This window comes from Mycobacterium talmoniae (assembly GCF_001854525.1).
Classification (GTDB): Bacteria; Actinomycetota; Actinomycetes; order Mycobacteriales; family Mycobacteriaceae; genus Mycobacterium; species Mycobacterium talmoniae.
Genome location: NZ_MLQM01000069.1, coordinates 1 through 23,800, shown reverse-complemented (window position 1 = coordinate 23,800; position 23,800 = coordinate 1). Strand labels below are relative to the sequence as shown.

General features: G+C 69.6%; 22 protein-coding genes. 4 read left to right on the top strand and 18 right to left on the bottom strand.

The window, feature by feature from the left end:
* The first annotated feature begins 1 nt into the window (after nucleotide 1).
* Nucleotides 2-169 (top strand): rubredoxin, encoded by a 168-nt coding sequence (locus tag BKN37_RS14080; RefSeq protein ID WP_242657251.1) that lies wholly within the window; start codon nucleotides 2-4, stop codon nucleotides 167-169.
* Nucleotides 170-255: 86 nt separating this feature from the next.
* Here BKN37_RS14080 and BKN37_RS14075 read toward each other — a convergent pair whose 3' ends face one another.
* A complete protein-coding gene (locus BKN37_RS14075; RefSeq protein ID WP_071026838.1) occupies nucleotides 256-1,023 on the bottom strand; it encodes an SOS response-associated peptidase in 768 nt (255 codons plus the stop codon).
* 43 nt (nucleotides 1,024-1,066) lie between these two features.
* Between BKN37_RS14075 and aroA the strand changes: the two genes are divergently transcribed.
* Both aroA and rsgA read left to right on the top strand, forming a co-directional pair.
* On the top strand, nucleotides 1,067-2,359 hold the full coding sequence (aroA, locus tag BKN37_RS14070) for a 3-phosphoshikimate 1-carboxyvinyltransferase (RefSeq protein WP_071026835.1): 1,293 nt from the start codon (nucleotides 1,067-1,069) through the stop codon (nucleotides 2,357-2,359).
* The gene (gene rsgA / locus BKN37_RS14065) at nucleotides 2,356-3,336 is read left to right on the top strand and encodes a ribosome small subunit-dependent GTPase A (RefSeq protein ID WP_071026833.1); all 981 of its coding nucleotides are present in this window, start codon (nucleotides 2,356-2,358) and stop codon (nucleotides 3,334-3,336) included. The genes aroA and rsgA overlap by 4 nt, the downstream gene beginning before the upstream one ends.
* A 79-nt stretch (nucleotides 3,337-3,415) precedes the next feature.
* On the opposite strand, the gene BKN37_RS29560 is transcribed toward rsgA, so the two are convergent.
* The 6 genes from BKN37_RS29560 to BKN37_RS14035 all read right to left on the bottom strand — a co-directional run bounded on the left by BKN37_RS29560 (nucleotide 3,416) and on the right by BKN37_RS14035 (nucleotide 9,244).
* Nucleotides 3,416-3,745, bottom strand: coding sequence for a ketopantoate reductase family protein (locus BKN37_RS29560; RefSeq protein WP_071026832.1), 330 nt, complete (start codon nucleotides 3,743-3,745; stop codon nucleotides 3,416-3,418).
* Between the two features lie 9 nt (nucleotides 3,746-3,754).
* Complete coding sequence (locus tag BKN37_RS14055) at nucleotides 3,755-5,092, bottom strand: fatty acid desaturase family protein (RefSeq protein ID WP_083341780.1); 1,338 nt, start codon at nucleotides 5,090-5,092, stop codon at nucleotides 3,755-3,757.
* 81 nt (nucleotides 5,093-5,173) lie between these two features.
* The gene (locus BKN37_RS14050; RefSeq protein WP_423212793.1) at nucleotides 5,174-6,307 is read right to left on the bottom strand and encodes a ferredoxin reductase; all 1,134 of its coding nucleotides are present in this window, start codon (nucleotides 6,305-6,307) and stop codon (nucleotides 5,174-5,176) included.
* 197 nt (nucleotides 6,308-6,504) lie between these two features.
* Nucleotides 6,505-7,011: a DUF6912 family protein gene (locus tag BKN37_RS14045; protein ID WP_095407085.1), complete on the bottom strand. Its 507-nt coding sequence runs from the start codon at nucleotides 7,009-7,011 to the stop codon at nucleotides 6,505-6,507.
* Nucleotides 7,012-7,025: 14 nt separating this feature from the next.
* On the bottom strand, nucleotides 7,026-7,868 hold the full coding sequence (gene ppk2, locus BKN37_RS14040) for a polyphosphate kinase 2 (protein ID WP_083341783.1): 843 nt from the start codon (nucleotides 7,866-7,868) through the stop codon (nucleotides 7,026-7,028).
* Nucleotides 7,835-9,244, bottom strand: a complete 1,410-nt coding sequence (locus BKN37_RS14035; RefSeq protein ID WP_071026823.1) for a WS/DGAT/MGAT family O-acyltransferase — start codon at nucleotides 9,242-9,244, stop codon at nucleotides 7,835-7,837. Before BKN37_RS14035 ends, ppk2 begins: the two co-directional genes overlap by 34 nt.
* A gap of 186 nt (nucleotides 9,245-9,430) precedes the next feature.
* Here BKN37_RS14035 and BKN37_RS14030 point away from each other — a divergent pair, with 186 nt between their 5' ends.
* On the top strand, nucleotides 9,431-9,913 hold the full coding sequence (locus BKN37_RS14030) for an Rv3235 family protein (RefSeq protein WP_071026821.1): 483 nt from the start codon (nucleotides 9,431-9,433) through the stop codon (nucleotides 9,911-9,913).
* 6 nt (nucleotides 9,914-9,919) lie between these two features.
* On the opposite strand, the gene secA is transcribed toward BKN37_RS14030, so the two are convergent.
* From secA to BKN37_RS13975, 11 genes are all read right to left on the bottom strand, one after another.
* The gene (gene secA, locus BKN37_RS14025; protein WP_071026819.1) at nucleotides 9,920-12,766 is read right to left on the bottom strand and encodes a preprotein translocase subunit SecA; all 2,847 of its coding nucleotides are present in this window, start codon (nucleotides 12,764-12,766) and stop codon (nucleotides 9,920-9,922) included.
* A 123-nt stretch (nucleotides 12,767-12,889) separates the two neighbouring features.
* The gene (gene hpf, locus BKN37_RS14020; RefSeq protein WP_071026816.1) at nucleotides 12,890-13,597 is read right to left on the bottom strand and encodes a ribosome hibernation-promoting factor, HPF/YfiA family; all 708 of its coding nucleotides are present in this window, start codon (nucleotides 13,595-13,597) and stop codon (nucleotides 12,890-12,892) included.
* Nucleotides 13,598-13,811: 214 nt separating this feature from the next.
* The gene (locus BKN37_RS14015) at nucleotides 13,812-14,447 is read right to left on the bottom strand and encodes a ComF family protein (RefSeq protein ID WP_071026814.1); all 636 of its coding nucleotides are present in this window, start codon (nucleotides 14,445-14,447) and stop codon (nucleotides 13,812-13,814) included.
* A 29-nt stretch (nucleotides 14,448-14,476) separates the two neighbouring features.
* Nucleotides 14,477-16,240: an MtrAB system accessory lipoprotein LpqB gene (lpqB, locus tag BKN37_RS14010; RefSeq protein ID WP_071026812.1), complete on the bottom strand. Its 1,764-nt coding sequence runs from the start codon at nucleotides 16,238-16,240 to the stop codon at nucleotides 14,477-14,479.
* Nucleotides 16,237-17,892: an MtrAB system histidine kinase MtrB gene (gene mtrB / locus BKN37_RS14005; protein WP_071026809.1), complete on the bottom strand. Its 1,656-nt coding sequence runs from the start codon at nucleotides 17,890-17,892 to the stop codon at nucleotides 16,237-16,239. The genes lpqB and mtrB overlap by 4 nt, the downstream gene beginning before the upstream one ends.
* 34 nt (nucleotides 17,893-17,926) lie before the next feature.
* Nucleotides 17,927-18,613: a two-component system response regulator MtrA gene (gene mtrA, locus BKN37_RS14000; protein ID WP_071026807.1), complete on the bottom strand. Its 687-nt coding sequence runs from the start codon at nucleotides 18,611-18,613 to the stop codon at nucleotides 17,927-17,929.
* A 110-nt stretch (nucleotides 18,614-18,723) separates the two neighbouring features.
* Nucleotides 18,724-20,145 carry an RNA-guided endonuclease TnpB family protein gene (locus tag BKN37_RS13995; protein ID WP_071026805.1) on the bottom strand — a complete coding sequence of 474 codons (1,422 nt, stop codon included), beginning with the start codon at nucleotides 20,143-20,145 and terminating at the stop codon, nucleotides 18,724-18,726.
* 515 nt (nucleotides 20,146-20,660) lie between these two features.
* Nucleotides 20,661-21,290 carry a dTMP kinase gene (locus BKN37_RS13990; RefSeq protein ID WP_071026802.1) on the bottom strand — a complete coding sequence of 210 codons (630 nt, stop codon included), beginning with the start codon at nucleotides 21,288-21,290 and terminating at the stop codon, nucleotides 20,661-20,663.
* An 87-nt stretch (nucleotides 21,291-21,377) separates the two neighbouring features.
* Entirely contained in the window at nucleotides 21,378-22,835 is a 1,458-nt protein-coding gene (gene ahcY / locus BKN37_RS13985; protein WP_071026800.1) for an adenosylhomocysteinase, read from the bottom strand.
* Nucleotides 22,836-22,930: 95 nt separating this feature from the next.
* Nucleotides 22,931-23,596, bottom strand: coding sequence for a TetR/AcrR family transcriptional regulator (locus BKN37_RS13980; protein WP_242657250.1), 666 nt, complete (start codon nucleotides 23,594-23,596; stop codon nucleotides 22,931-22,933).
* 35 nt (nucleotides 23,597-23,631) lie between these two features.
* Nucleotides 23,632-23,799, bottom strand: a complete 168-nt coding sequence (locus tag BKN37_RS13975; RefSeq protein ID WP_083341779.1) for a rubredoxin — start codon at nucleotides 23,797-23,799, stop codon at nucleotides 23,632-23,634.
* Between the last annotated feature and the right edge of the window lies 1 nt (nucleotide 23,800).

Sequence of the window (23,800 nt, the reverse complement as noted above, 5' to 3'; positions counted from 1 at the left end):
ATTGTTCATCTGTGTGCAGTGCGGCTTCGAATACGACGAAGCCAAGGGCTGGCCCGAAGACGGCATCGCGCCCGGCACCCGCTGGGACGACATCCCCGAGGACTGGAGCTGCCCGGACTGCGGCGCCGCCAAATCCGACTTCGAGATGGTCGAAGTCGCCCGGGTCTAGCGCCTGCAGACTCAAAAGTCCCCGAAACACCGTGGTTTCGGGGACTTTTGCCGTGGATACCCGCCGATTCGGAACCGGTAAGCCCGCTACAGCAGGGTGGCCTGCTCGGCCTGCGGCCGGGCCGGCTCGATCAGCTCGGGGCCGTTATTGCGCACGCTGTTGACCAGGGTGGACACCTCACGCAGCGCCAAGCCCCGCACGTCGGGGGGGCTGCCCAGCAGCGCCGCATCGGCCGGCGCGTCCGGGTCCAGCCAGGTGTCCCAGTCGCTTTCGGGCACCACCAACGGCATCCGGTCGTGAATCTCGGCCAGCTCCCCGACCGCGTCGGTGGTGATGATCGTGCAACTCAGCAGCGGTTTGGCGCCCTCCGGGCCTTTCCACACCGACCACAGCCCCGCCATGAACAGCAGCTCGCCGTCGGCGCGATGCAGGTAAAACGGCGTCTTACCGGCCTTCTTGCCGGCGGGGGTGTCCGGGTTGACCCGCCATTCGTAGTAGCCGTCCATCGGAATCAGGCAGCGTTTGGATTTGGCGGCCGACCGAAACGCCGGCGAGGTGGTGACCTTGTCGGCGCGGGCGTTGATCAGCAGCGGCCCGGAGTCCGGCGCCCCGTTGGGGCCCGCCTTCACCCACGGCGGCACCAGCCCCCAGCGCATCAACCGCACCCGCCGGGTCGGCTCGTCGTCGGGCTCGCTATGCCGGGCGACCACGGCCGCGATCGTCGAGGTGGGCGCCACGTTGTAGTTCGGGCCGCCGGCCCGCTCGGAGCCGGCCGTGCCGGTGGCTTCGTCGATGGCCTGGATCTTCTCGGCCAGCAGCGCCGGGTCGGTGGTCACCGCGAACCGTCCGCACATGTCTCCATGGTGGCAGAAGCAGCCGACAGGGCAGGATGGAGCGGTGAGCACCTGGCCGGCCCCGTCCACGTCGTCCCCGATTACCGCCACGGTCACCGTGCCCGGCTCGAAATCGCAGACCAACCGGGCGCTGGTACTCGCGGCGCTGGCGGCCGCGCAGGGTCAGGGCGACTCCACCATCGTCGGGGGGCTGCGCAGCCGCGACACCGACCTGATGGTCGGCGCGCTGCGCACCCTGGGTTTGCGGCTGGCCGAGGACGAGGCCGAGCTGACCGTCGGCGGCGCGATCTCCCCGGCACCGGGCGCCCGGGTGGACTGTGGGCTGGCCGGCACCGTGCTGCGGTTCGTGCCGCCGCTGGCCGCGCTGGGGAAGGCGGTGGTGGAGTTCGACGGTGACGAGCAGGCCAGGACCCGGCCGATCACGCCGCTGCTGGAGGCGCTGGGAGTCCTCGGCGTCGACATCGACGGCACCAGCCTGCCGTTTACCGTGCGCGGCACCGGCGCGGTCAGCGGCGGCACGGTGGCCATCGACGCGTCGGCGTCGTCGCAGTTCGTCTCCGGGCTGCTGCTATCCGGTGCGGCGCTGACCGAGGGGCTGACCGTGCAGCACACCGGGGCGGCCCTGCCGTCGGCGCCGCATATCGCCATGACCGTGACGATGCTGCGGCAGGCCGGCGTCGACGTCGACGACACCGTCCCCAACCGGTGGCGGGTGGCGCCCGGTGCGGTGGCGGCCCGGCGCTGGGAGATCGAAGCCGACGTGTCCAACGCGCTGCCGTTTTTGGCCGCCGCCGTGGTCACCGGCGGCACCGTGAGCATCACCGGCTGGCCCACCGCCGGCGTCCAACCCACCGACGCCATCCTGGGCATTCTGCGTCGGCTGAACACCGTGGTGTCGCAATCGAACTCGTATCTCGAGGTGAGCGGCTCGCGAGACTATGAGGGCTTCGACGTCGACCTGCGCGATGTCGGTGAACTCACCCCGACGGTGGCCGCGCTGGCGGCGCTGGCCACCCCCGGGTCGGTGTCCCGGCTGACCGGGATCGCGCACCTGCGCGGCCACGAGACCGACCGGCTGGCCGCGCTGCGCACCGAGATCAACCGGCTGGGCGGCGACTGCGCCGAAACCCCGGACGGCCTGGTGATCACCGCGACACCGCTGCACGGCGGGGTCTGGCACGCCTACGCCGATCACCGGATGGCCACCGCCGGCGCGATCGTCGGGCTGCGGGTCGACGGCGTGCGGGTGGACGATATCGGCAGCACCGCCAAGACGCTGCCGGAGTTTCCGCGGCTGTGGGCCGAGATGCTGGCCGGTCAAGGGCGCGACGATTGAGACCCGGCGACTACGACGAATCCGACGTCAAGATCCGCGCGGGCCGGCGCACCCGGCCGCGGACCAAGACCCGCCCCGAGCACGCCGACGCCAAGGCCGCCATGGTCGTCGGCGTCGACCGGGGCCGCTGGACCTGCGCGCTGGGGCGCGACCCGCGGCACCCGGTCACCGCGATGCGGGCCCGCGAACTGGGCCGGACCCCGATCGTCGTCGGCGACGACGTCGACCTGGTCGGGGACCTGACCGGGCGCCCGGACACGCTGGCCCGCATCGTGCGGCGGGCAACCCGCCGAACGGTGTTGCGCCGCACCGCCGATGACACCGACCCCACCGAGCGGGTGGTGGTCGCCAACGCCGACCAACTGTTGATCGTCGTCGCGCTGGCCGACCCGCCGCCGCGCAGCGGGCTGGTGGACCGGGCGCTGATCGCCGCCTACGCCGGCGGGCTTACCCCGATCCTGTGCCTGACCAAAACCGACCTGGCCCCGCCGGAGCCGTTCGCCGAGCAGTTCACCGGCCTGGACCTCACCGTGGTCACCGCCGGCCGCGACGATCCGCTGGCGGCGGTGGCCGATCTGCTGGTCGGCCAGATCACCGTGTTGCTCGGGCATTCCGGGGTCGGCAAATCCACCTTGGTGAATCGCCTGGTGCCCGACGCCGGTCGGGCCACCGGTGACGTTTCCGGCGTCGGCAAGGGGCGGCATATCTCGACCCAGTCGGTGGCGCTGCCGCTGCGCGACGGCGGGTGGGTGATCGACACCCCGGGGGTCCGCTCGTTCGGGTTGGCCCACATCGAGCCCGACGATGTGCTGATGGCGTTCTCCGATCTGGCCGAGGCGATCGCCGAATGTCCGCGCGGCTGCGGGCATCTGGGCCCGCCGGCCGACCCGGAATGCGCGCTGGATACGCTCAGCGGCCCGGCCGCCCGGCGGGTGGCCGCGGCCCGGCGGCTGCTGGCCGCGTTGACCGAGGCCTAGGTCCCGTCTCCCCGCGAGCGTGCGTGTCCCCGGCCGACACGCCGCGTGAAACACCGATTCTGCGCACGCTCGGGCGCGCTCAGGGCCTGATGGCCAGCAGCGCTGGCGTGTGGCCCGGCCACGCGGCACTCATCTGATCAATCAGGGCGCGCGCTTCGGCGGCCGGGCCCATCGCCACGGCCCGTCGAAACGCGTTCGAGCGCGTCAGACTCCACAGCAGCCCCGCCAACGAACGCCGGTACCGGACAACGGCCGCCCGCTCGCCGTCGGCGGTGACGATCGCACCGTCACACCGCAACTGGTCGAGTCGAGCGCCGCGGGCAACGACCGTTATCTGGTGACCGGCGTTGGCGAGTTGGAACGCGAAGGTACTGCCGATTCCACCGGGCCCGATGACGGCGATGCGCATGCGGCGATGCTACGCAGCGTCAGGAGCCTCGCCCTCGCGAGCGTGCGCAGAATCGGGGTTCTGCACGGCGTGTCGACCGGGGACACGCACGCTCGCGCGAGAAGTGCCGCGAGAGGACCGCCACTCCCGCACCGCGGCGATCGCGCTCTTGAGCCCGCGCCGGCGCCCGGTGACCGGATCCGCCGCCGCGAACCCCTCGCCCAGGGCCGCGAACATCTTTTCGCTGCGGGTCTCCGGGGCGTCGTCGACGGTGTCGCGCAGGAACTTATCCGGCAGCGACAGTTTGGCGATGGTGCGCCAGGTCTTGGCGTACTGCACCAGGAACGGCCCGCTGGTGTAGGGCAGGTCGTATTTGTCACAGACCTCCCGCACCCGCACCGCGACCTCGGCATACCGGTTGCTCGGCAGGTCGGGGAACAGGTGGTGCTCGATCTGGTGCGACAGGCTGCCGCTCATGAACCGCATCGCCGGCCCGGCGTCGATGTTGGCGCTGCCCAACATTTGCCGCAGGTACCACTGCCCCTTGGACTCGCCGATCATGTCGGTCTTGGTGAATTTCTCGGCGCCGTCCGGGAAATGGCCGCAGAAGATGATCGCGTTGGACCACACGTTACGGATCACGTTGGCTATCGCGTTGGCCGTCGCCGTGGACCTGTACGTCGCCCCCGGCGACAGCGCGGTCAGCGCCGGGAACGCGACATAGTCCTTGAGCAGCTGCCGGCCGGCCTTACCGGAGAACTCCCGCAGCCGCACCAGGGTGGCCTCCCGGTCCGAGCGGCCCTTGAAGATCTTGCCGATCTCCAAGTGCTGCAACGCAACTCCCCATTCGAACCCGATCGCCAACATGGTGTTGAACACCAGGTTGAGCAGGTTGAACCGCTTCCACGGCTGATCGCGGGTGACGCGCAGCAGCCCGTAGCCCACATCGTCGTCCATGCCCAGGATGTTGGTGAACTTGTGGTGCTGGAAGTTGTGGGTGAACCGCCAATGCTTGGACGCCCCGCTCATGTCCCACTCCCAGCTGCTGGAGTGGATCTCCGGGTCGTTCATCCAGTCCCACTGGCCGTGCATGACGTTGTGGCCGATCTCCATGTTCTCGATGATCTTGGCCACGCCCAACGTCACCGTGCCCGCCCACCAGGCGGTCCGCCGGGAACTGGCCGCCAGCAACAGCCGACCGGCCAGCTCAAGGCCCCGCTGCGCGGCGATGGTGCGGCGGATGTAGCGCGCATCCCGCGCACCGCGCGAGTCCTCGATATCGCGACGGATGGCGTCGAGTTCGGCGGCCAGGTTCTCCACATCGGCGTCGGTCAGATGCGCGAATACTTCGACGTCAGTGATCGCCACTAATCCTGCCTTCCCAGTCTCCCGACCCGTGAACCTACGTTAGCGTAACCTACGACACCGTAGGTTACCAGTGGGTAGCCCCTAGATGTCGAGTACACAATCGCCGGACGCGGCCGAGACGCAGGTTTGGATCCGGCTGCCCGGTTCGTGTTCGGCCCCGTTGCGCAGGTCGCGGACGTGGCCCTCGACGAGGTCGACCACGCACGACTGGCAGATCCCCATCCGGCAGCCGAACGGCATCTGCACCCCCACCTGCTCCCCGGCGTCCATCAGCGAGGTCGCCGCGTCGGCGACCACGCTGCGGTCGCTGCGCTGGAAGGTCACCGTGCCGCCGGGACGGCCCTTGGTGTCCACCCGAGCCAGCGCGAACCGCTCCAGGTGCAACCGGTCATCCAGGCCGGCGGCCGCCCACAGTCGCTCGACGTCGTTCAACATCGCCCCGGGTCCGCACGCCCAGGTCTGCCGCTGCCGCCAATCCGGCACCGCCGCGTCCAGGGCGTCCATCCGGCTCAAGTCCAGCCGGCCGTGACTGCGGGTGGTGCGCAGTTGCAGCCGGTAGCCGGGGTGGTCGCGGGCCAGGTCGGCGAGCTCGGCGCCGAACATGACCTCGTCGGCCGTCGGCGCCGAATGCAGGTGCACGATGTCGGTGACCTGGCCGCGGCGGACCAGCGTGCGCAACATCGACATCACCGGGGTGATCCCGGACCCGCCGGTGATGAACAGCACCGCCGGCGGCGCCGGGTCGGGCAGCACGAAATTGCCCTGCGGCGCGGCCAATCGCACGATGGTGCCGCGAGCCAGGCCGGCCACCAGGTGGCTGGACAAGAATCCCTCCGGCATGGCTTTGACAGTGATGGTCACCGTGCGCGCCCCGGTGACCGGGGTGGAGGTCAGCGAGTACGACCGCCACCGCCACCGGCCGTCGACCAGCACACCGATGCCGATGTACTGGCCGGGCTGGTAGTCGAAGCTAAAGCCCCAGCCGGGCTTGATCACCAGCGTGGCGGAATCCTCGGTTTCCCGGCGGACCTCCAGCACCCGGCCCCGCAACTCGCGCGCCGACCACAACGGGTTGGCCAGCTGCAGGTAGTCGTCGGGCAGCAGCGGCGTGGTGATCCGGGCCGCGATGCTGCGCAACGCATTCCAGCCCGGGTGCCGGTCGGCGCCCGCGATGCTGGGGCGTCGGGTATCGCCCACGTTGGCGGTAATTTTCATGTATTTCTTGCCCACTAGAAGCTCCTGCTCACCACCCGGCTCCCCGGACAACGTCAACAACCTACGCTACCGTAACCTACGGTACCGTATCCGGCGCGCGGGCCGGTTGGTCCGGGCGCGTTCACTCTGCGCACACCACGCAGAAGTGCGAGTAGCCCACCTGGTGGGCGCAGAATCAACGAACAGCGCGGCGCCGGTCAGAGCAGTTCCAGCAGGAACGGCAGCTCCTGGGTGGCATACCAGGCCAGGTCGTGGTCCTGGGCGTCGCCGACGGTCAGTTCGGCGTCCTCGTCGCCGAGATCGGCTTCGTCGATGACGGCCACGGCCGCGGCCACCGCGGGTTCGGCGGCGGCGTTGTCCACATAGGTCGCGACCACGTTGTCCAGCGCCACCGGTCCCGCCAGCCGCACCACGGCGTCGTCGAGGTCGGGGCGGGCGGTGACCCCTTCGATGTCGGCGACCAGCACCGCCCGGCGGGTCGGCAGCGCGGCCGGTTCGGTGCCCTCGGTGGCCAACAGCCGCAACGACGCCAGCGCCGCCTCGCGCAGCGCGACCTCGGCGAGTTCCTCGTCGTCACCGTGCGCATACGCCTCGCGCAGTCGGGGCGTCACCGCGAACGCGGTGCCGCTGACCGGCCGCAACGAACCGTCGGCGACCAGTTGCTGCAGCATCGCCAGCGTCGCCGGGATGTAGACCCGCATCAGCTGACCTTAACCGGCTACTCCCGATCACCCAGCAATGTGGCCACGTGGTCGTCGACATAGTGGTAGCGCTCCCGCGGCGGACGGTGATAGGTGCCGCTGGCCACCACCCGTTTGGGCAGCTCCACGGCGGGTTGCGGGACCGGGTGGTAGTCGATGCTGGCCAGCAGGTGCGCCATCATGTTCAGCCGGGCATGCCGCTTGATGTCGGATTCCACCACGTACCACGGGCTGGCCGGGATGTCGGTGTGTTCCATCATCTCGTCCTTGGCCCGCGAGTAGTCCTCCCACCGGTAGATGGACTCCAGGTCCATCGGGCTGAGCTTCCACTGCCGGACCGGGTCCTTGCGCCGCTTGCGGAACCGGCGCAGCTGCTCCTCGTCGGACACCGAGAACCAGTACTTGCGCAGCACGATCCCGTCCTCGATGAGCATCTGCTCGAACAGCGGGGTCTGCCGCAAAAACAGCGCATGCTCGGCCGGGGTGCAAAACCCCATCACCTTCTCGACACCGGCGCGGTTGTACCAGGACCGGTCGAAGAGCACCATTTCCCCGCGGGTCGGCAGCCGCTCGACGTAGCGCTGGTAGTACCACTGCCCGCGTTCCCGCTCGGTGGGTGCCGGCAGCGCCGCGATCCGCACCACCCGCGGACTCAGATATTCGGTGATGCGTTTGATCGTTCCGCCCTTGCCGGCGGCGTCGCGGCCCTCGAAGACCACCACGATGCGGGCGCCGGTGTCGCGCACCCACTCCTGCAGCCGGACGAATTCGGTTTGCAGACGGAACAGCTCGGCTTCGTACACGTCTTTGGCGAGCTTGGCCCCGCTCACTTCGCGGCCTCCAGCAACTCGTCCAGCGATTCGGCCAGCAGCGCCGGCAGCATGTCGACGTCGCTCATCGCTTGCCGGTCGGCGTTGATCCCGAAATACACCATCCCGTTGTAGGACGTCACCCCGATGGCCAGCACCTGGTTGTACAGCAGCGGGGGCACGGCATAGGTTTCGAGCAGTTTCGTGCCGGCGATGTACATCTGCGCCTGCGGGCCGGGCACATTGGTCATCAACAGATTGAACACCCGCGCGGAGTAGGTGGTGGCCACCCGGGTGCCCATCGCGTGCAGGGTGGACGGCGCAAACCCGGACAGGGTGATGATGGTGCGCGCGTCGACCGCGGTGCCCGACGCCGAATGCGCTTCGGTGGCGTGGGCGATCTGGGACAGCCGGATCACCGCGTTGGGCTCCCCCACCGGCAGGTCGACCAGCAGCGGCGTCACCGCGCTGATGGCCTGGCCCTGGCCGGGCGGGTCGACACTGCCGTCGGGGTAGACCGACAGCGGCGCCATCGCCCGCACCGTCGCCGTCGGCGCCACCGGCTCGCCGCGGGACAGCAGCCAGTTGCGCAGCGCCCCGGCCACCACCGCCAGCACCACATCGTTGACCGTGCAGCGGTACCGAACGTGCACGGCGCGGTAGTCGGTGAGCGCGGCCCGGCACACGGTGAACCGGCGGCTGCGCGTCACGGTGGTGTTCAGTGGGCTGCTGGGAGCGGTGCCGCGCACCACGGTCCGCGCCAGATTGGCCACGTTGCGGCCCATGTCGGCCAGGTAGCCGGCGTTGGTGGCGACGTCGCTGAGCACCGACCGGGCCATCCCGACCGAGGCGACCGGCCGCGCCACCCAATCCGCGACCGCACCAACGACCAGTTCCGCGGTGCCCGGTTCGCGTCGGGGAATCCAGATGTCCTCCCCGAACGGGGGCGGATGCTGCACCCGGTCGACCATGACGTGGCCGATCTCCAGCGCCGACATGCCGTTGACCAGCGCCTGGTGCGATTTGGTGTAGAGCGCCAGCCGGTTGTTGGCCAACCCCTCGACCAGATACATCTCCCACAGCGGCCGCGACTTGTCCAGCGGCTGCTGCGCCAGCCGGGCGATCAGGCCGTGCAGCTGCTCGTCGCTGCCCGGCGACGGCAGCGCCGAGCGGCGCACGTGGTAGGTGATGTCGAAGTCGCGGTCGTCGATCCACACCGGCCGGGCCAGCCCCATGGTCACTTCCCGGACCTTTTGCCGGTAGCGCGGTATCTGCGGGAGCCGCTCCTCCACGGTGGCCAGCAACTTTTCGTAGCTCAACCCGGCGCGCGGCCGCCGCAGGATCGACAGCGCCCCCACGTACATCGGCGTGGCGGTGTTCTCCAGCCGGTAGAAGGACGCGTCCGACGCGGACAACCGGGTCACCATCGCGGCCCGTCCTCCCTGGCTCGTTCGGCCCGTCGCGGGCTGGAAAAGCTAACCCGCCCACCGTAACCGGCGCACTGGCCGCCGCGCAGCGCAGGTACACACAAATCCGCCCGCTGTGCGATGATGACCGCAGCGTTCTGCCACTCTCCAGCAGGCCCGCCGGTGTATTCGATCTGGAGAGTTGACGTGCCCAACAACCGCCCCACCCTCGCCGTCGTTCCCGTCGTCGACTACGAACCGCCGCCGCGGGCGGTGCCGCACGGTCGCCCGTCGTGCCCGCCGCGGCGCCGGGTGCGCAGCCCGCACCATCCCCCGGCCGCGGTGCTCTCACCGGCGCTGCGGGCCGCCGGCGTGTTCGCCGCCACCGCACTGCGCCGGGTCCTGGAGGTCGTCGACCGGCGTCGCCCGGCCGCCCAACTGCGTCCGCTGCTGACCGCGTCGCTGGTGGACGCCGTGTTGTCCATGCGTCCGGCGGTGGTCGGCGCCGGCGGTGCGGCGACGCTGCGGCGGCTGCGGCTGCAGCCGGTGGGGCCCGACGACCCGCCGGGCGCGGTGGAGGTATTCGGCAGCTACACCCGGGGTCCGCGGACGCACGCCGTCGCCTGCCGGGTCGAACCCGCCCCCGACGACGACACCCGGTGGCGGGTGGTTGCCCTGCACATCGGCTAGCGCCGGTTACCGCTTCTTGGTGGACTTGGGCTGCTTGGGGCCGCGGCCCTGCCGGCGCGCCGCCTCGCGGCGCTCGCGCCGGGTGCCGCCGGTCGCGGCGGACTGCCGGCCCTGGCCGTTGCCCCGCTGCACCTGGGCCGACCCGTCCTCGGCGGGACCCGAATACGTCAGGGCCCGCCCCGCGTCGTCGTCGATGCCCTTGGCGCGCAACGCCTGCGGTGCCGCGGGCCGGGATTCGCCGCCGGCGGCCGCGGCGGCCGGGACTCGCTGCTGGGCGCTGGCCGCGGCGGCCGCGGCGAACTCCGTCAACGACTCGGGCGACTCCACCGGGGCCACCGCCGGCGCCGGCGCGGCCTCCACGGACACGTTGAACAGGAAGCCGACCGACTCCTCCTTGAGCCCGTCGAGCATGCCGATGAACATGTCGTAACCCTCCCGCTGGTATTCCACCAGGGGGTCGCGCTGGGCCATCGCGCGCAGCCCGATGCCCTCCTTGAGGTAATCCATCTCGTAGAGGTGCTCGCGCCACTTGCGGTCGATGACGTTGAGCAGCACGCTGCGCTCCAGCTGGCGCATGGCGCCGTCCCCGGCCAGCTCCTCGAGCTCGGCCTCCCGCGCGGCGTAGGCGCGTTCGGCGTCCTCGATCAGCGCATCGAGCAGTTCCTCGCGGGTCAGCTCCCCGGGCTCGCCGATCTCGGTGGAGTCCAGCAGGTCCTTGTGGTCGATGCCGACCGGGTACAGCGTCTTGAGCGCGGTCCACAGCGCGTCGAGGTCCCAGTCCTCGGCGTAGCCCTCGGCGGTGGCGCCGTTGACGTAGGCGGTGATCACGTCGCGCAGCATGTCGAGGGCCTGCTCCCGCAGGTTCTCCCCCTCCAGGATCCGGCGGCGCTCGGCGTAGATGACCTTGCGCTGCTGGTTCATCACCTCGTCGTATTTGAGGACGTTCTTTCTGACCTCGAAGTTCTGCTGCTCGACCTGGGTTTGGGCGCTCTTGATGGCCCGGGTCACCATCTTGGCCTCGATCGGCACATCGTCGGGCAGGTTGAGCCGGGTCAGCAACGCTTCCAGCGCCGCGCCGTTGAAGCGGCGCATCAACTCGTCGCCCAGCGACAGGTAGAACCGGGATTCGCCGGGATCGCCCTGGCGGCCGGAGCGCCCGCGCAGCTGGTTGTCGATGCGCCGCGACTCGTGCCGCTCGGTGCCCAGCACGTACAGCCCGCCGGCCTCGACGACCTCCTTGGCCTCGTCGGCGGCCTCGGCCTTGACCTGCGGCAGCACCTCGTGCCAGGCGGCCTCGTACTCGTCGGCGGTTTCCACCGGGTCCAGGCCCTGTTGGCGCAGCCGCTTGTCGGCCAGGAAGTCGGGGTTACCGCCCAGCACGATGTCGGTGCCGCGACCGGCCATGTTGGTGGCCACCGTGATCGCGCCGCGCCGGCCGGCCTCGGCGATGATGCCGGCCTCCTGCTCGTGGTACTTGGCGTTGAGCACGTTGTGCGGGATGCGCCGCTTCTGGAACTGCCGGGACAGATACTCCGAGCGCTCCACGCTGGTGGTGCCGATCAGCACCGGCTGGCCCTTCTCGTAGCGTTCGGCGACGTCGTCGACGACCGCGAGGTACTTGGCCTCCTCGGTCTTGTAGATCAGGTCGGACTGGTCGGTGCGGACCATCGGCTTGTTGGTCGGAATCGACACCACGCCCAGCTTGTAGATCTCGTGCAGCTCGGCGGCCTCGGTTTGGGCGGTGCCGGTCATGCCGGCCAGCTTGTCGTAGAGCCGGAAGTAGTTCTGCAGGGTGATGGTGGCCAGCGTCTGGTTCTCGGCCTTGATCTCGACGTGCTCCTTGGCCTCGATGGCCTGGTGCATGCCCTCGTTGTAGCGCCGCCCGATCAGCACCCGGCCGGTGAACTCGTCGACGATGAGCACCTCGCCGTCGCGGACGATGTAGTCCTTGTCGCGCTGGAACAGCTCCTTGGCCTTCAGCGCGTTGTTGAGGTAGCTGACCAGCGGCGAGTTGGCGGCCTCGTACAGGTTGTCGATGCCCAGCTGATCCTCGACGAACTCCACCCCCAGCTCGTGCACGCCGACGGTGCGCTTGCGCAGGTCGACCTCGTAGTGGGTGTCCTTCTCCATCAGCGGCGCCAGCCGGGCGAACTCGGTGTACCAGTTCGAGCCGCCGTCGGCGGGCCCGGAGATGATCAGCGGGGTGCGGGCCTCGTCGATCAGGATCGAGTCGACCTCGTCGACGATCGCGAAGTTGTGGCCGCGTTGTACCAGGTCTTCCAGCGAATGCGCCATGTTGTCGCGCAGGTAGTCGAAGCCGAACTCGTTGTTGGTGCCGTAGGTGATGTCGGCGTTGTAGGCGACCCGCCGCTCGTCGGGGGTCATGCCGGACAGGATCACCCCGACCTCCAGGCCGAGGAAGCGGTGCACCCGGCCCATCCACTCGCTGTCGCGTTTGGCCAGGTAGTCGTTGACGGTGACGACGTGCACGCCGTCCCCGGCCAGCGCGTTGAGGTAGGCGGGCAGCACACAGGTCAGGGTTTTGCCCTCACCGGTCTTCATCTCGGCGACGTTGCCGAAGTGCAGCGCCCCGGCACCCATCACCTGCACGTCGAACGGGCGCTGGTTGAGCACCCGCCACGCCGCTTCGCGGGCCACCGCGAACGCCTCGGGCAGCAGGTCGTCGAGGGATTCCCCGTCGCCGAGCCGCTTTTTGAACTCGTCGGTTTTGGCGCGCAGCTCGGCGTCGGTCAGCTTCTCCACGTCGTCGGACAAGGTGTTGACATAGTCGGCGACGCGTTTGAGGCGCTTGACCATGCGACCTTCGCCAAGGCGCAGCAACTTGCTCAGCACAGCTTGTCCCCTACGGATCGGAGTCTTTTAGCGTCCCCCATCGTAGGCGACGAACTGGAGATAGCCGCCGCAGCGGCGATCACGCGGGCGGCGCCGCCGGGCGCCGCGGGTCGCCGCCGTTCGTCAGGCCAACCGGATCAGCCCGTAGTCGTAGCCGTGCCGGCGGTAGACCACCGACGGCCGCTCGCTCTCCTTGTCGAAGAACAAGAAGAAGTCGTGACCCACCAGCTCCATCTCGTAGAGCGCGTCGTCGACCGACATCGGCACCGCGGCGTGCTCCTTGGTCCGCACGATCCGCCCCGGCTCCCGGTCGGTGCCGTCGAACGCGGTGTCCACCTCGACGCCGTCACGCTGATGCGGCCGGGTGGCGTCGACGTCCCAGGCGCTCGGCGACGGCTCCGGCGCCGCGGTGGCGGCGGTGGCCTCGAACACCGAGACCGGCCTCTTGTCGCCGTAGTGCACCTTGCGGCGATCGTTGCCACGGCGCAGCCGGCTTTCCAGCCGGTCGACGGCGGCCTCGAACGCCGCGTAGAAGCTGTCGGCGCGGGCCTCACCACGCACCACCGGCCCGCGGCCCCGGGCGGTGATCTCCACCTGCTGGCAGGACTTGCGCTGGCGTCGGTTGCGGGCGTGTTTGAGTTCGACGTCGAAGAGGTAAACGGAGCGGTCTAATCGTTCCAGGCGGGACAGCTTCTGCGAAACGTAGATACGGAAGTGATCGGGGATCTCGACGTTGCGGCCCTTGACCACGACGTCGGCGCGAAGCGTCGGTTCGGCCTGGTCGTCGGTGTCGGTCGACACTGGGCTGGTATCCACGAATTGGCTTGCCATACTCCACACTCGTTTCTTCATCACGTCGCACGCACGGGGCGTGTTGGGGTTGTCATGCGGAAACCGCTACGAGATGTCGAAGACTCACCTCCTACCGGAGAGTCGCCGCCGTCAGACGGGTGCTTGACCCCGACGGTAGCCCGTGTTCACCGGTCTGTGCCACTACTTTCGCAGACCCGTTGCGAGTTCTTCACGCGGTTGACGCGGCGGCAATTTACGCGGCCGCGATCACCAGCACACCGGCCACCCGGGCCCCATCCGCCCGCAGGATCCGGACCGATTCGGCGGCGGTCGCCCCGGTGGTGACGATGTCGTCGACCACCAAAATCTCGGTGCCGATCGGGGTCCGTCGCCGCCGCGCTACCCGCCCGGCGATGTTGCGTTCCCGGGCGGCGCTGCCCAACCCCACCGAGTCCCGGACCAGCGCCCTCATCCGCAGCGCGGGCACCACGACGACGCCCGGGTGGTCGGCCACCGCGGTCCGCGCGATGCGGGTGACCGGGTCACCGCCGCGGCGGCGGGCCGCGAAACGCCGCGTCGGCGCCGGCACCAGGGTCAGCGGCGGCTCGACCATGCCCCAGCTGAGCAACCGGTGCAGCCCGGTCGCCAGCGCCCGGGCCAGCGGGGCGACCAGGTCGGCGCGGCCGCGTTCCTTGACGGCCACGATCGCGGCCCGGCGCGCGCCGGCGTAGCGACCCAACGCGAACACCGGCACCCCCGGGTCCAGGCGCGGGGTGACCAGGTGCGGCCGGCCCGGTTCGACGGTCAGCTCGGCGGCGCAGGCGGCGCACCACCGGGTCGACGGCGCCCCGCACCCGCCGCAGACCAGCGGTAGGGCCAGATCGAGCATGAGGCCAGTGTGGCGGCGGGGTGTGACAATCAGCCCGGCAGCACCGGCACCGCCCCGGGCACCATGAACGGGCCCACCGGCGACCAGCCCTGTTTGGCGTCGGCCGAGCTGGACAGCTGCAGCACCCCGCGCGGGTCGGCGACGTACACCGTCGACGGGTTGGCGGCGATCGCGGTCACCGGCAGCTGCAGGTTGCCGCCGGCGGCGTCGGAGTTGACGCCGTCGATGTTCACGTAGGACACCGGGTGCGCGGCATCGGTGCGGCTGACCACGATGTCGTCGCCGGTGCGCCAGGACAGCGACACCACCGAGGTGCCCAGCCCGAAACCCAGCCGGCGCGGGTAGGTCAGCGCGAACTGGCCGGCCTTGTTTTGCTCGACGCTGGCCAGGATCACCTGGCCCTCGATGACCATCGCGGCCCGGGTGCCGTCCCGGGACAGTTGCAGGTCGGTGATCGGCCCGGGGAACCGGGCAAGCACCGCCCCGGAATCCACCGGGATCCGGGCCGGCTGCCCCGACGCCGGTTCTTGGATGGCGCGCAGCACATTGTTGCCGTCCACCACCACCCACACCGCGTCGTCCAACGACCAGCTGGGGCGCGAGACGGTGTGCCCGTCGGCGGCCTGCACCGCCTCCCCGCCGAGGTCCCCGATCCACAGCGACGCCGCCATATCGGGTGCGCCCGGGCGGGCCACCACCACCGAGGCCACCTGGCGCCCGGTGTGCGACAGCGCCGCCGACACCTGGTCGGTCGCCCGGCCGAACGCCCCGGGCACCGTGGTGGACCGCTTGCCGTCCAACGCGACCAGCGAGCCGCCCACCAGGGCGTGCACCCCGGCGGCGGCGCCGTCGGCCGCGCCCGGGTCGGTGGCCGCGACATCGGAGGTGGTCCAGCCGTCGGAGAACCGGTCGTCGAGGGCGGCGCCGTCGGCGTTGATCACATACGGCGCCTTGATATCGGCGCGGGCCAACGTCCAGATGATCTGCGCGGCAAGCAGTTGCCGGCTGTGCGGATCGGTGGTCGACAAGTTCTCCAGGTCGATGCGCGCCCCGCCGTAGCCGCGGCCGATGCCGCTGGAGCCGCCGTCGGCGCGGGTCACCGGCCCGCGCAGCCGCAGCGGCCCGGCCAGCAGGTTGCGCACCGTGTTGGCCATCTCCGGGCGTGGCCCGGCGATCAGCTTGGACACCAGCTCGGTGGGCAGCTGATCGGGGTCGGACACCGCGACGTAGCGCGGATCGGGCACCACCGTCTTGCCGGTGGGGTCGGCGAAGTACAGGGTGTGCCGTTTGTAGGTGGCCTGGAATTGCTGCCAGTCCAAAAACACCCCGTTGGGCAGCCGGTCGATCCGCCAGCCGCCGGAGGTTTTGACCAGCTCGATCGGGCCGGGATCGGGTAGCTGGCCCGCCCCGGTCTCGAACACCCCCATATCGGACAGCGACCCCAGGATGTCGGCGCGCATGGCCACCGACACCCGGTCGGCGCTGCGGGTTTCGACGAACACCACGTTGTCGACGAGCATCGCGCTACCGGCGTCGTCCCAGGCGTCGGAGGCCGACTGGGTGAGGAATTGCCGGGCCGCCAGGTGCCGGTTGGCCGGATCGGCGGTGGCCTTGAGGAATTCGCGCAGCAGCAGGTCGGGGTCCATGCCCGGGGTCGGTTTGGGCAGGTTCGACGGCGCCGGGCGCTCCACGGTGCCGATGGCCTGCGGCGCCGACGAGCTGGGCACCCCCGCGCAGCCGGCCAGCACCGCGGCCAGGACGCAGGCCAGCGCCATCAGAGCGCGCCGCATCATCCGCTCCTCTCCGCGGGCTCGTGCTGGCGGCCGCGCCGCTTCGCCTCGGGCGCAATCGGTTTCATCGGCAGCGGGCTGGTGGTGACCTTGTGGCCGCGCACCAGTGGCAGCGTCAACCGGAAGCAGGCGCCGTTGCCGGGCTCGCCCCACGCCTCCAACCGGCCCTGGTGCAGCCGGGCGTCCTCGACGCTGATCGCCAACCCCAGACCGGTGCCCCCGGAGCGGCGCACCCGGGACGGGTCGGAGCGCCAGAACCGGCTGAACACCAGCTTCTCCTCGCCCGGCCGCAGCCCCACCCCGTAGTCGCGCACGGTGACCGCGACGGTGTCCTCGTCGGCGGCCATCCGGATCCGCACCGGCTTGTGTTCGGCGTGGTCGATGGCGTTGGCGATCAGGTTGCGCAGGATGCGCTCCACCCGGCGCGGGTCGACCTCGGCGATCACCTCGTCCTCGGGCATGTCCACCTGCAACGTGATCTCGGCCTCGTCGGCCAGGTGCCCGACGTTGTCCAGCGCGCTGCGCACCGTGGACCGCAGATCGACGGCCTCCACCGACAACTCGGCCACCCCGGCGTCGTGCCGGGAGATCTCCAGCAGGTCGTTGAGCAGCGTCTCGAACCGGTCCAGCTCGCTGACCATCAGCTCGGTGGAGCGGGCCAGCGCCGGGTCGAGGTCCTCGATGTGGTCGTAGATCAGGTCGGCGGCCATCCGCACGGTGGTCAGCGGGGTGCGCAGCTCGTGGCTGACGTCGGAGGTGAACCGGCGCTGCAGGTTGCCGAATTCCTCCAGCTGTTCGATCTGCCGGGACAGGCTTTCGGCCATGTCGTTGAACGACACCGCCAGCCGGGCCATGTCGTCCTCGCCGCGCACCGGCATCCGCTCGGACAGGTGCCCCTCGGCGAACCGTTCGGCGATCCGCGACGCCGACCGCACCGGCAGCACCACCTGCCGCGACACCAGCAGCGCGATCCCGGCCAGCAGCACCAGCAGCACCAGCCCGCCGGTGGCCATGGTGCCGCGCACCAGCTTGATCGTGCTTTCCTCGTTGCCCAGCGGGAAGATCAGGTACAGCTCCAGGTTGCTGACCTTGGACAGCGTCGGGGTGCCGATGATCAGCGCCGGCCCGGAGAACCCGTCGGAGTGCACGGTCGCGTACTGGTAGCTGACCTGGCCGGCCTTGACGAAGTCGCGCAGCGAGCCGGGCACCTGGTCGATGGGTCCGGCCGCGGTCGCCGCCCGCGGGCCGTCGCCGGGCACCACCAGCACCGCGTCGAAGGCCCCGGCCGGCCCGACCGACGAGGTCGGGTCGGTTTTCGAGGTCAAGGTGTTGCGGGCCAGCTGCAGGCTGGAATCCAGCGAGCGGGCCTCCTCACCGCCGACGATGCCGCTGACGGTGGTGCGGGCCCGCTGGATCTGCTCGGTGGCCGCCCGGACCTTGATGTCGAGCACCCGGTTGGTGACCTGGCTGGTCAGCACGAAGCCGAGCACCAGGATCACGGCCAGCGACAGCCCCAGCGTCAACACCACCACCCGCAGCTGCAGCGAGCGACGCCACGCGACGGCCACGGCGCGCGTCAACGCGTTCATGCCGTGCAACAGCGGACCGGAACGCCCCCAGCGACCTCGAATGCGTCGCCGCGAGCCGAAGATCATCGGCGCCGTTCCTCCGCATCCTCGTCGGGGCGGATCACGGAGGTCCGGCCTTGTAACCCACTCCTCGAACGGTCAGCACCACGGTCGGGTTTTCCGGGTCCTTCTCCACCTTGGCCCGCAACCGCTGCACGTGCACATTCACCAACCGGGTGTCGGCGGGGTGCCGGTAGCCCCACACCTGTTCGAGCAGCACATCACGAGTAAACACCTGCCGGGGTTTGCGTGCCAGCGCCACCAGCAGGTCGAATTCCAGCGGGGTCAGCGAAATCTGCTCGCCTTGGCGGGTGACCTTGTGGGCCGGCACGTCGATGTCCACGTCGGCGATCGACAGCAGCTCGGCGGGTTCGTCGTCGTTGCGCCGCAACCGCGCCCGCACCCGCGCCACCAGCTCCTTGGGTTTGAACGGCTTCATGATGTAGTCGTCGGCCCCCGACTCCAGCCCGAGCACCACGTCGACGGTGTCGGTCTTGGCGGTCAGCATGACAATCGGGATGCCGGAGTCCGCCCGCAGCACCCGGCACACGTCGATGCCGTTCATGCCGGGCAGCATCAGATCCAACAACACCAGGTCGGGACGCAGCTCGCGCACCGCGGTGAGCGCCTGGGTGCCGTCGCCGATGACCGCGGTGTCGAAACCCTCGCCGCGCAGCACGATGGTGAGCATCTCGGCCAGCGACGCGTCGTCGTCGACGACAAGAATCCTTTGCCTCATGGTGTCCATGGTGTCACCAGATCGGGACAAAACGTGGGCACCACGCGCGTGTTTCGTGCTAAAGCGTGTCGAACGACTCTGGTGGGTGTTCGGCCCCGCCCTTCTCGGGCGTCGTCGGTTCAGGCGGCTGGTGCGGTGTGAACGTCGATTCCCGCGTCGTGCGGGCTGGTTTCACCAACACGAGGGTGTTGGTCAGAGCCGTCCCGTCGGCGGGCGTTGGTGGCCCGGCCTCCTGCTTGGGGGTCCGGGGTTCGGTGGAGGTCGTGATGGGTGTGGCCCCAGGGGGCCAGGTTCCGCGCCGCGTTGGTGTCTCTGTCGGCGGTATGCCCGCACCCGCAAGTGAACACCCGATCGGCCAGCGTCATCGCACTGTCGATGACCCCGCATTCGGGGCATAGGCGGGTCGAGGGGTACCAGCGGTCGGCTTCGACGAGCTGGCCGCTGCTCCACGCCTGCTTGTACTTCAACAGGCGAGCGAATTCTGACCAGCCGGCATCAGAAATCGCGCGGGCTAGGCGGTGGTTGGCCAGCATTCCGGCCACGTTCAGGTTCTCGATGACGATCCGGTCGTGGGTCTTGACCAGCTCGCCAGTCACCTGGTGCAGGAAATGGCGGCGCACGCCTGCGACGCGGTGGTGATGCCGCCCCAGCCTGGCGGCAGCATCCTTACGGTTGTGTGATCCTTTCTTCTTGCGGGACAACGATTTCGCCAATCGACGCTGTTTAGCCATGCCAGTTGCGAGTGCTTTTGGCGCGTCGGTGATGCGGGCCACCTCGGTGCCGTCAGCAGTAGCGGCGACCAGGAATGCCGACAAGCCCCGGTCCACCCCCACCCAGCCGCCATCCTCGTCGGGATGGTGCTGGCGGTCGGGGTGCAGGTCGGCGGCTTCGACGTTCAGCGATACCCACCACCGGCCCCCGTGGCCGGTGACGGTGGCAAACAGGATTTTCGCCCGGCCTGTGGTGAGCATGCGTCGCAGTCGGCGAGTGTCGTCGTGTACTGCGATCTGGCCGATGACGGGCAAGGTGACCGACCGCGGTCGGACACCATCACCGATGCGGATCGCTGCCCGCCCGGCCTTGGTGCGCTTGTTGCGCAGCCGAAACGACGGCACCGACGTGGTTTTCTTCTTGAACCGCGGGAAGCCGACCCGCTTACCTTTACGTTTCCCACACCGCGAGTCCGACCAGGCTTTCAAGCCCTTGCCGAGGTCGACGGCGGCTTCCTCAAACACCTGCTGACACACCTCGGTGCGCCACGCCAGACCTGTCACCACCGGGGTCGCCACTCCGGTGGTATCGACGGTCAACACCCGGCCAGCGTCTTCGGTCTTCTTCCACCCGTTGAAGGTGTTGATCAGGTCGAAACCGGTCCATGGAACCTCGATGTCCGGGTTGGCCTTCCGGTCGGTGAGTGCGGTTTTGACGATCCGCAGGCACTGATTGAACGCGAAGCGGGCCGCCCCGGCATGCCGGGACAGCACCACTTCCTGCTCGACGGTGGGGTCGAGGCAGAACTTGAACGTCGTGTGCCGGGCCATCTACCGCAGCATCGCACAGGGCACCGACAAGCACCGCTGACCACGCCTGGGGTGTCAGAGGCCGTCGTCAGGATCGGCGTTCATGTGACCTCTGGCCGCCCCGGCGGCGGTATGCCTCCGACCTGTCCGACACCGCATGGGCGCGTGTGGCCCGGTTCATCGTGGCCGATCATCCGCATGGTGGCCGACCGTGCCCGCCGCAGCGGTGGCCCGAATACCTCAACGCTGAGCTGTATGTGCTGCGCACCGGCTGCGCGCGGCGCCACCTGCCGCACGAGGCCGCGGCCCGAGGCGCGATCAGCGTCGAGGCGGTGTCTGGACGGAAACCCGCCAACAGGTTCCGCGTCCAGCCACGGCCCTGCGTCGTCGAACACACCAACGGCTGGATCAACCACTGCCAGCGCACCGACCCGCCAATACGAACTCACCCCCGAAGCACACGAGGACTTCCCCTACCTCAGCCAAATTGCCCCACTGCCACGCAGACTCGACCCCACCCTATTGTTCGACACGCTTTAGGAACCCAGCGTGGCGGCCAGCGCGGCCGCGTCGACGTCGCCGCCGACCACCTGCCAGCGGCCGCCGAAGCCGCGTTCGGCCAGCCCCCGGTACACCGCGCCGGTCCGGCGCTGCAGCCCGTCATCGCGTTCGTAGCTGTCCCGGGCGCGCAGCGCGTCCTGGCTTTCGCGGTGCTTCGCCCGCTGCCCGGCAAGTTCGGGCGAGACGTCGAGCAGCACCTGCCAGTCGGGGCTGGGCAACTCGAGGCGCTGGTATTCGAGCCGACGCACCCACTCCACCACCGCGCCGTCGGCGTCCTGATGCAGCCGCGCGGCGCTGTAGGCGGCGTTGGAGGCCACGTAGCGGTCCAGGATCACCACGTCATGGTCACCCTGCAGGCCGGCGATCTGTTCCCGGGCCGCGGCCCGGTCCAGCGCGAACAGCATCGCCATGCCGTACACCGAGGCGGCCAGGTCGCCGTGCTCGCCGTGCAGGGCTTCGGCGGCGACGTCGGCGGTCACCGAGGCCCCGTAGCGCGGGAACGCCAACGTCGCGACCGAGTGCCCGCCGGCCCGCCACGCCGCGGCCAGCCCGTCGGACAGGGTGCGTTTGCCGGCGCCGTCGACGCCCTCGATCGCGATCAGCACGGGCCTGTGCCCGCCGAGATCGACATTTCCGCGCGGTCTACTCGCACTTCTTCACGCTAACGTCGATCTCGGCGGCAAAACCGCGGCTCAGTAGCGGTAGTGGTCGGCCTTGTACGGGCCCTCGACGTCGACGCCGATGTATTCGGCCTGGTCCTTGGTCAGCTTGGTCAGCGTGCCGCCGAGCGCGGTGACGTGGATGCGGGCCACCTTCTCGTCGAGGTGCTTGGGCAGCCGGTACACCTCGTTGTCGTATTCGTCGTTTTTGGTCCACAGCTCGATCTGGGCGATCACCTGGTTGGAGAAGCTGTTGCTCATCACGAACGACGGGTGCCCGGTGGCGTTGCCCAGGTTGAGCAGCCGGCCCTCGCTCAGCACGATGATCGACTTGCCGGTGTCGCCGAAGGTCCACTGGTCGACCTGCGGCTTGATGGTGTCGCGGGTGGCCCCGGATTTCTCCAGCCGGGCCATCTGAATCTCGTTGTCGAAGTGGCCGATGTTGCCCAGGATGGCCTGGTCCTTCATCGCCTTCATGTGCTCGAGGGTGATGATGTCCTTGTTGCCGGTGGTGGTGACGACGATGTCGGCCTCCTCGATGGCCTGCTCGACGGTCTTGACGTCGTAGCCGTCCATCAGGGCCTGCAGGGCGTTGATCGGGTCGATCTCGGTGACGGTGACCCGGGCGCCCTGGCCGGCCAGCGATTCCGCGCAGCCCTTGCCGACGTCACCGTAGCCGCAGACCAGCGCCTTCTTGCCGCCGATCAGCACGTCGGTGCCGCGGTTGATGCCGTCGATCAGCGAGTGCCGACAGCCGTACTTGTTGTCGAACTTGGACTTGGTCACCGAGTCGTTGACGTTGATGGCCGGGAAGCTGAGCTCGCCGGCGGCGGCGAACTGGTACAGCCGCAGCACCCCGGTGGTGGTCTCCTCGGTGACGCCGCGCACCGACTCGGAGATCGTCGTCCACTTGGTCTTGTCGGTTTCGAACCGCTCCCGCAGCCGGCCCAGGAAGATCTTCCACTCTTCGGGGTCGTCGTCCTCGGCGGGCGGCACCACGCCGGCCTTCTCGTACTGCGCGCCGCGCAGCACCATCATGGTGGCGTCGCCGCCGTCGTCGAGGATCATGTTGGCCGGCTCGCCCTCCCAGGTCAGCGCCTGCTCGGCCGCCCACCAGTACTCCTCGAGGGTCTCGCCCTTCCAGGCGAACACGGCAGTGCCCTTGGGCTCCTCGGGGGTGCCGTGCGGGCCGACGACGACCGCGGCGGCGGCGTGGTCCTGGGTGGAGAAGATGTTGCACGACGCCCACCGGACCTCGGCACCGAGGCTGACCAGCGTCTCGATCAGCACCGCGGTCTGCACGGTCATGTGCAGCGAACCCGAGATGCGGGCGCCCTTGAGCGGGGCGACGTCGGCGTACTCACGCCGCAGCGACATCAGACCCGGCATCTCGTGTTCGGCCAGCCGGATCTCCTTGCGCCCGAACTCGGCCAGCGACAGGTCGGCGACCTTGTACTCGATGCCGTTGCGGTTGTCCGCGGTCAATGTCATAGGGGCCCCTTCGTCGCGTCAACTAGTTAGCTCGCATATACATTAGTCGCGGTGCAGCCCCGGCGCGACTGCCGGGTGAGTCGGCGTCGATCGGCCTAGGGCCCGGCGTCTTCGCGGGCCCACTCGTCCACGTCGTCGCGCAGCGATCCGTAGCGTTCGGCGGCCGGGGTGAACAGTCGCGCCAAATCGGCCGCGACGTCGTGGTCGGCCTCCGGCGGCATCGACACATAACTCATCGCCAGCCGCACGATCGCCCGCGCCAGGATGCCGGCGTCGTCCTCGCTGGCCTGCAACCAGCTGTGCATGAACGTCGCCGTCAGCCGGTCCGAGGCGCGGGTGATGATCGGGCCGCTGTCGGTGGTGATGATCTGCAGCAGATCGGGTTTGGCGACCCCGGTCAGCAGCGAGATCACCAGCGGGTCGGCCGCCGACTCGGTGAAAAACGCCCGGAAACCCTCCAGGAATGCGGCGTACACGTCGCCGACATTGTTGTAAATGGCGGTATCCACCGCGTCGACCAACCGATCGGCCAGCCGCAGCGCGTAGCCCTGCGCCAGGCCCTGCCGGGACCCGAACTCGTTGTAGATGGTTTGTCGGCTGATCCCGGCGGCGCGGGCCACATCGGCCAGCGTGATCGCCGACCAGTCGCGGGTGAGCAGCAGGTCGCGCATGGCGTCCAGCACCGAGTCGCGCAGCAACGCCCGGGACGCCTCCGCGTACGGCACGCGTGCCGGCTTGCTGGGATCGTCTGCCCGGGTCACATGCGCGACACTAGCCGCTGTGGCGCCGATGGGGCTCACGGCCGGGCGACTTCGACCATCTCGAAGTCGGATTTGGCGGCGCCGCAGTCCGGGCAGCTCCAGTCCTCGGGGATGTCGTCCCAGCGGGTGCCCGGGGCGATGCCGTCTTCGGGCCAGCCCTTGGCCTCGTCGTATTCGAAGCCGCACTGCACGCAGACGAACAGC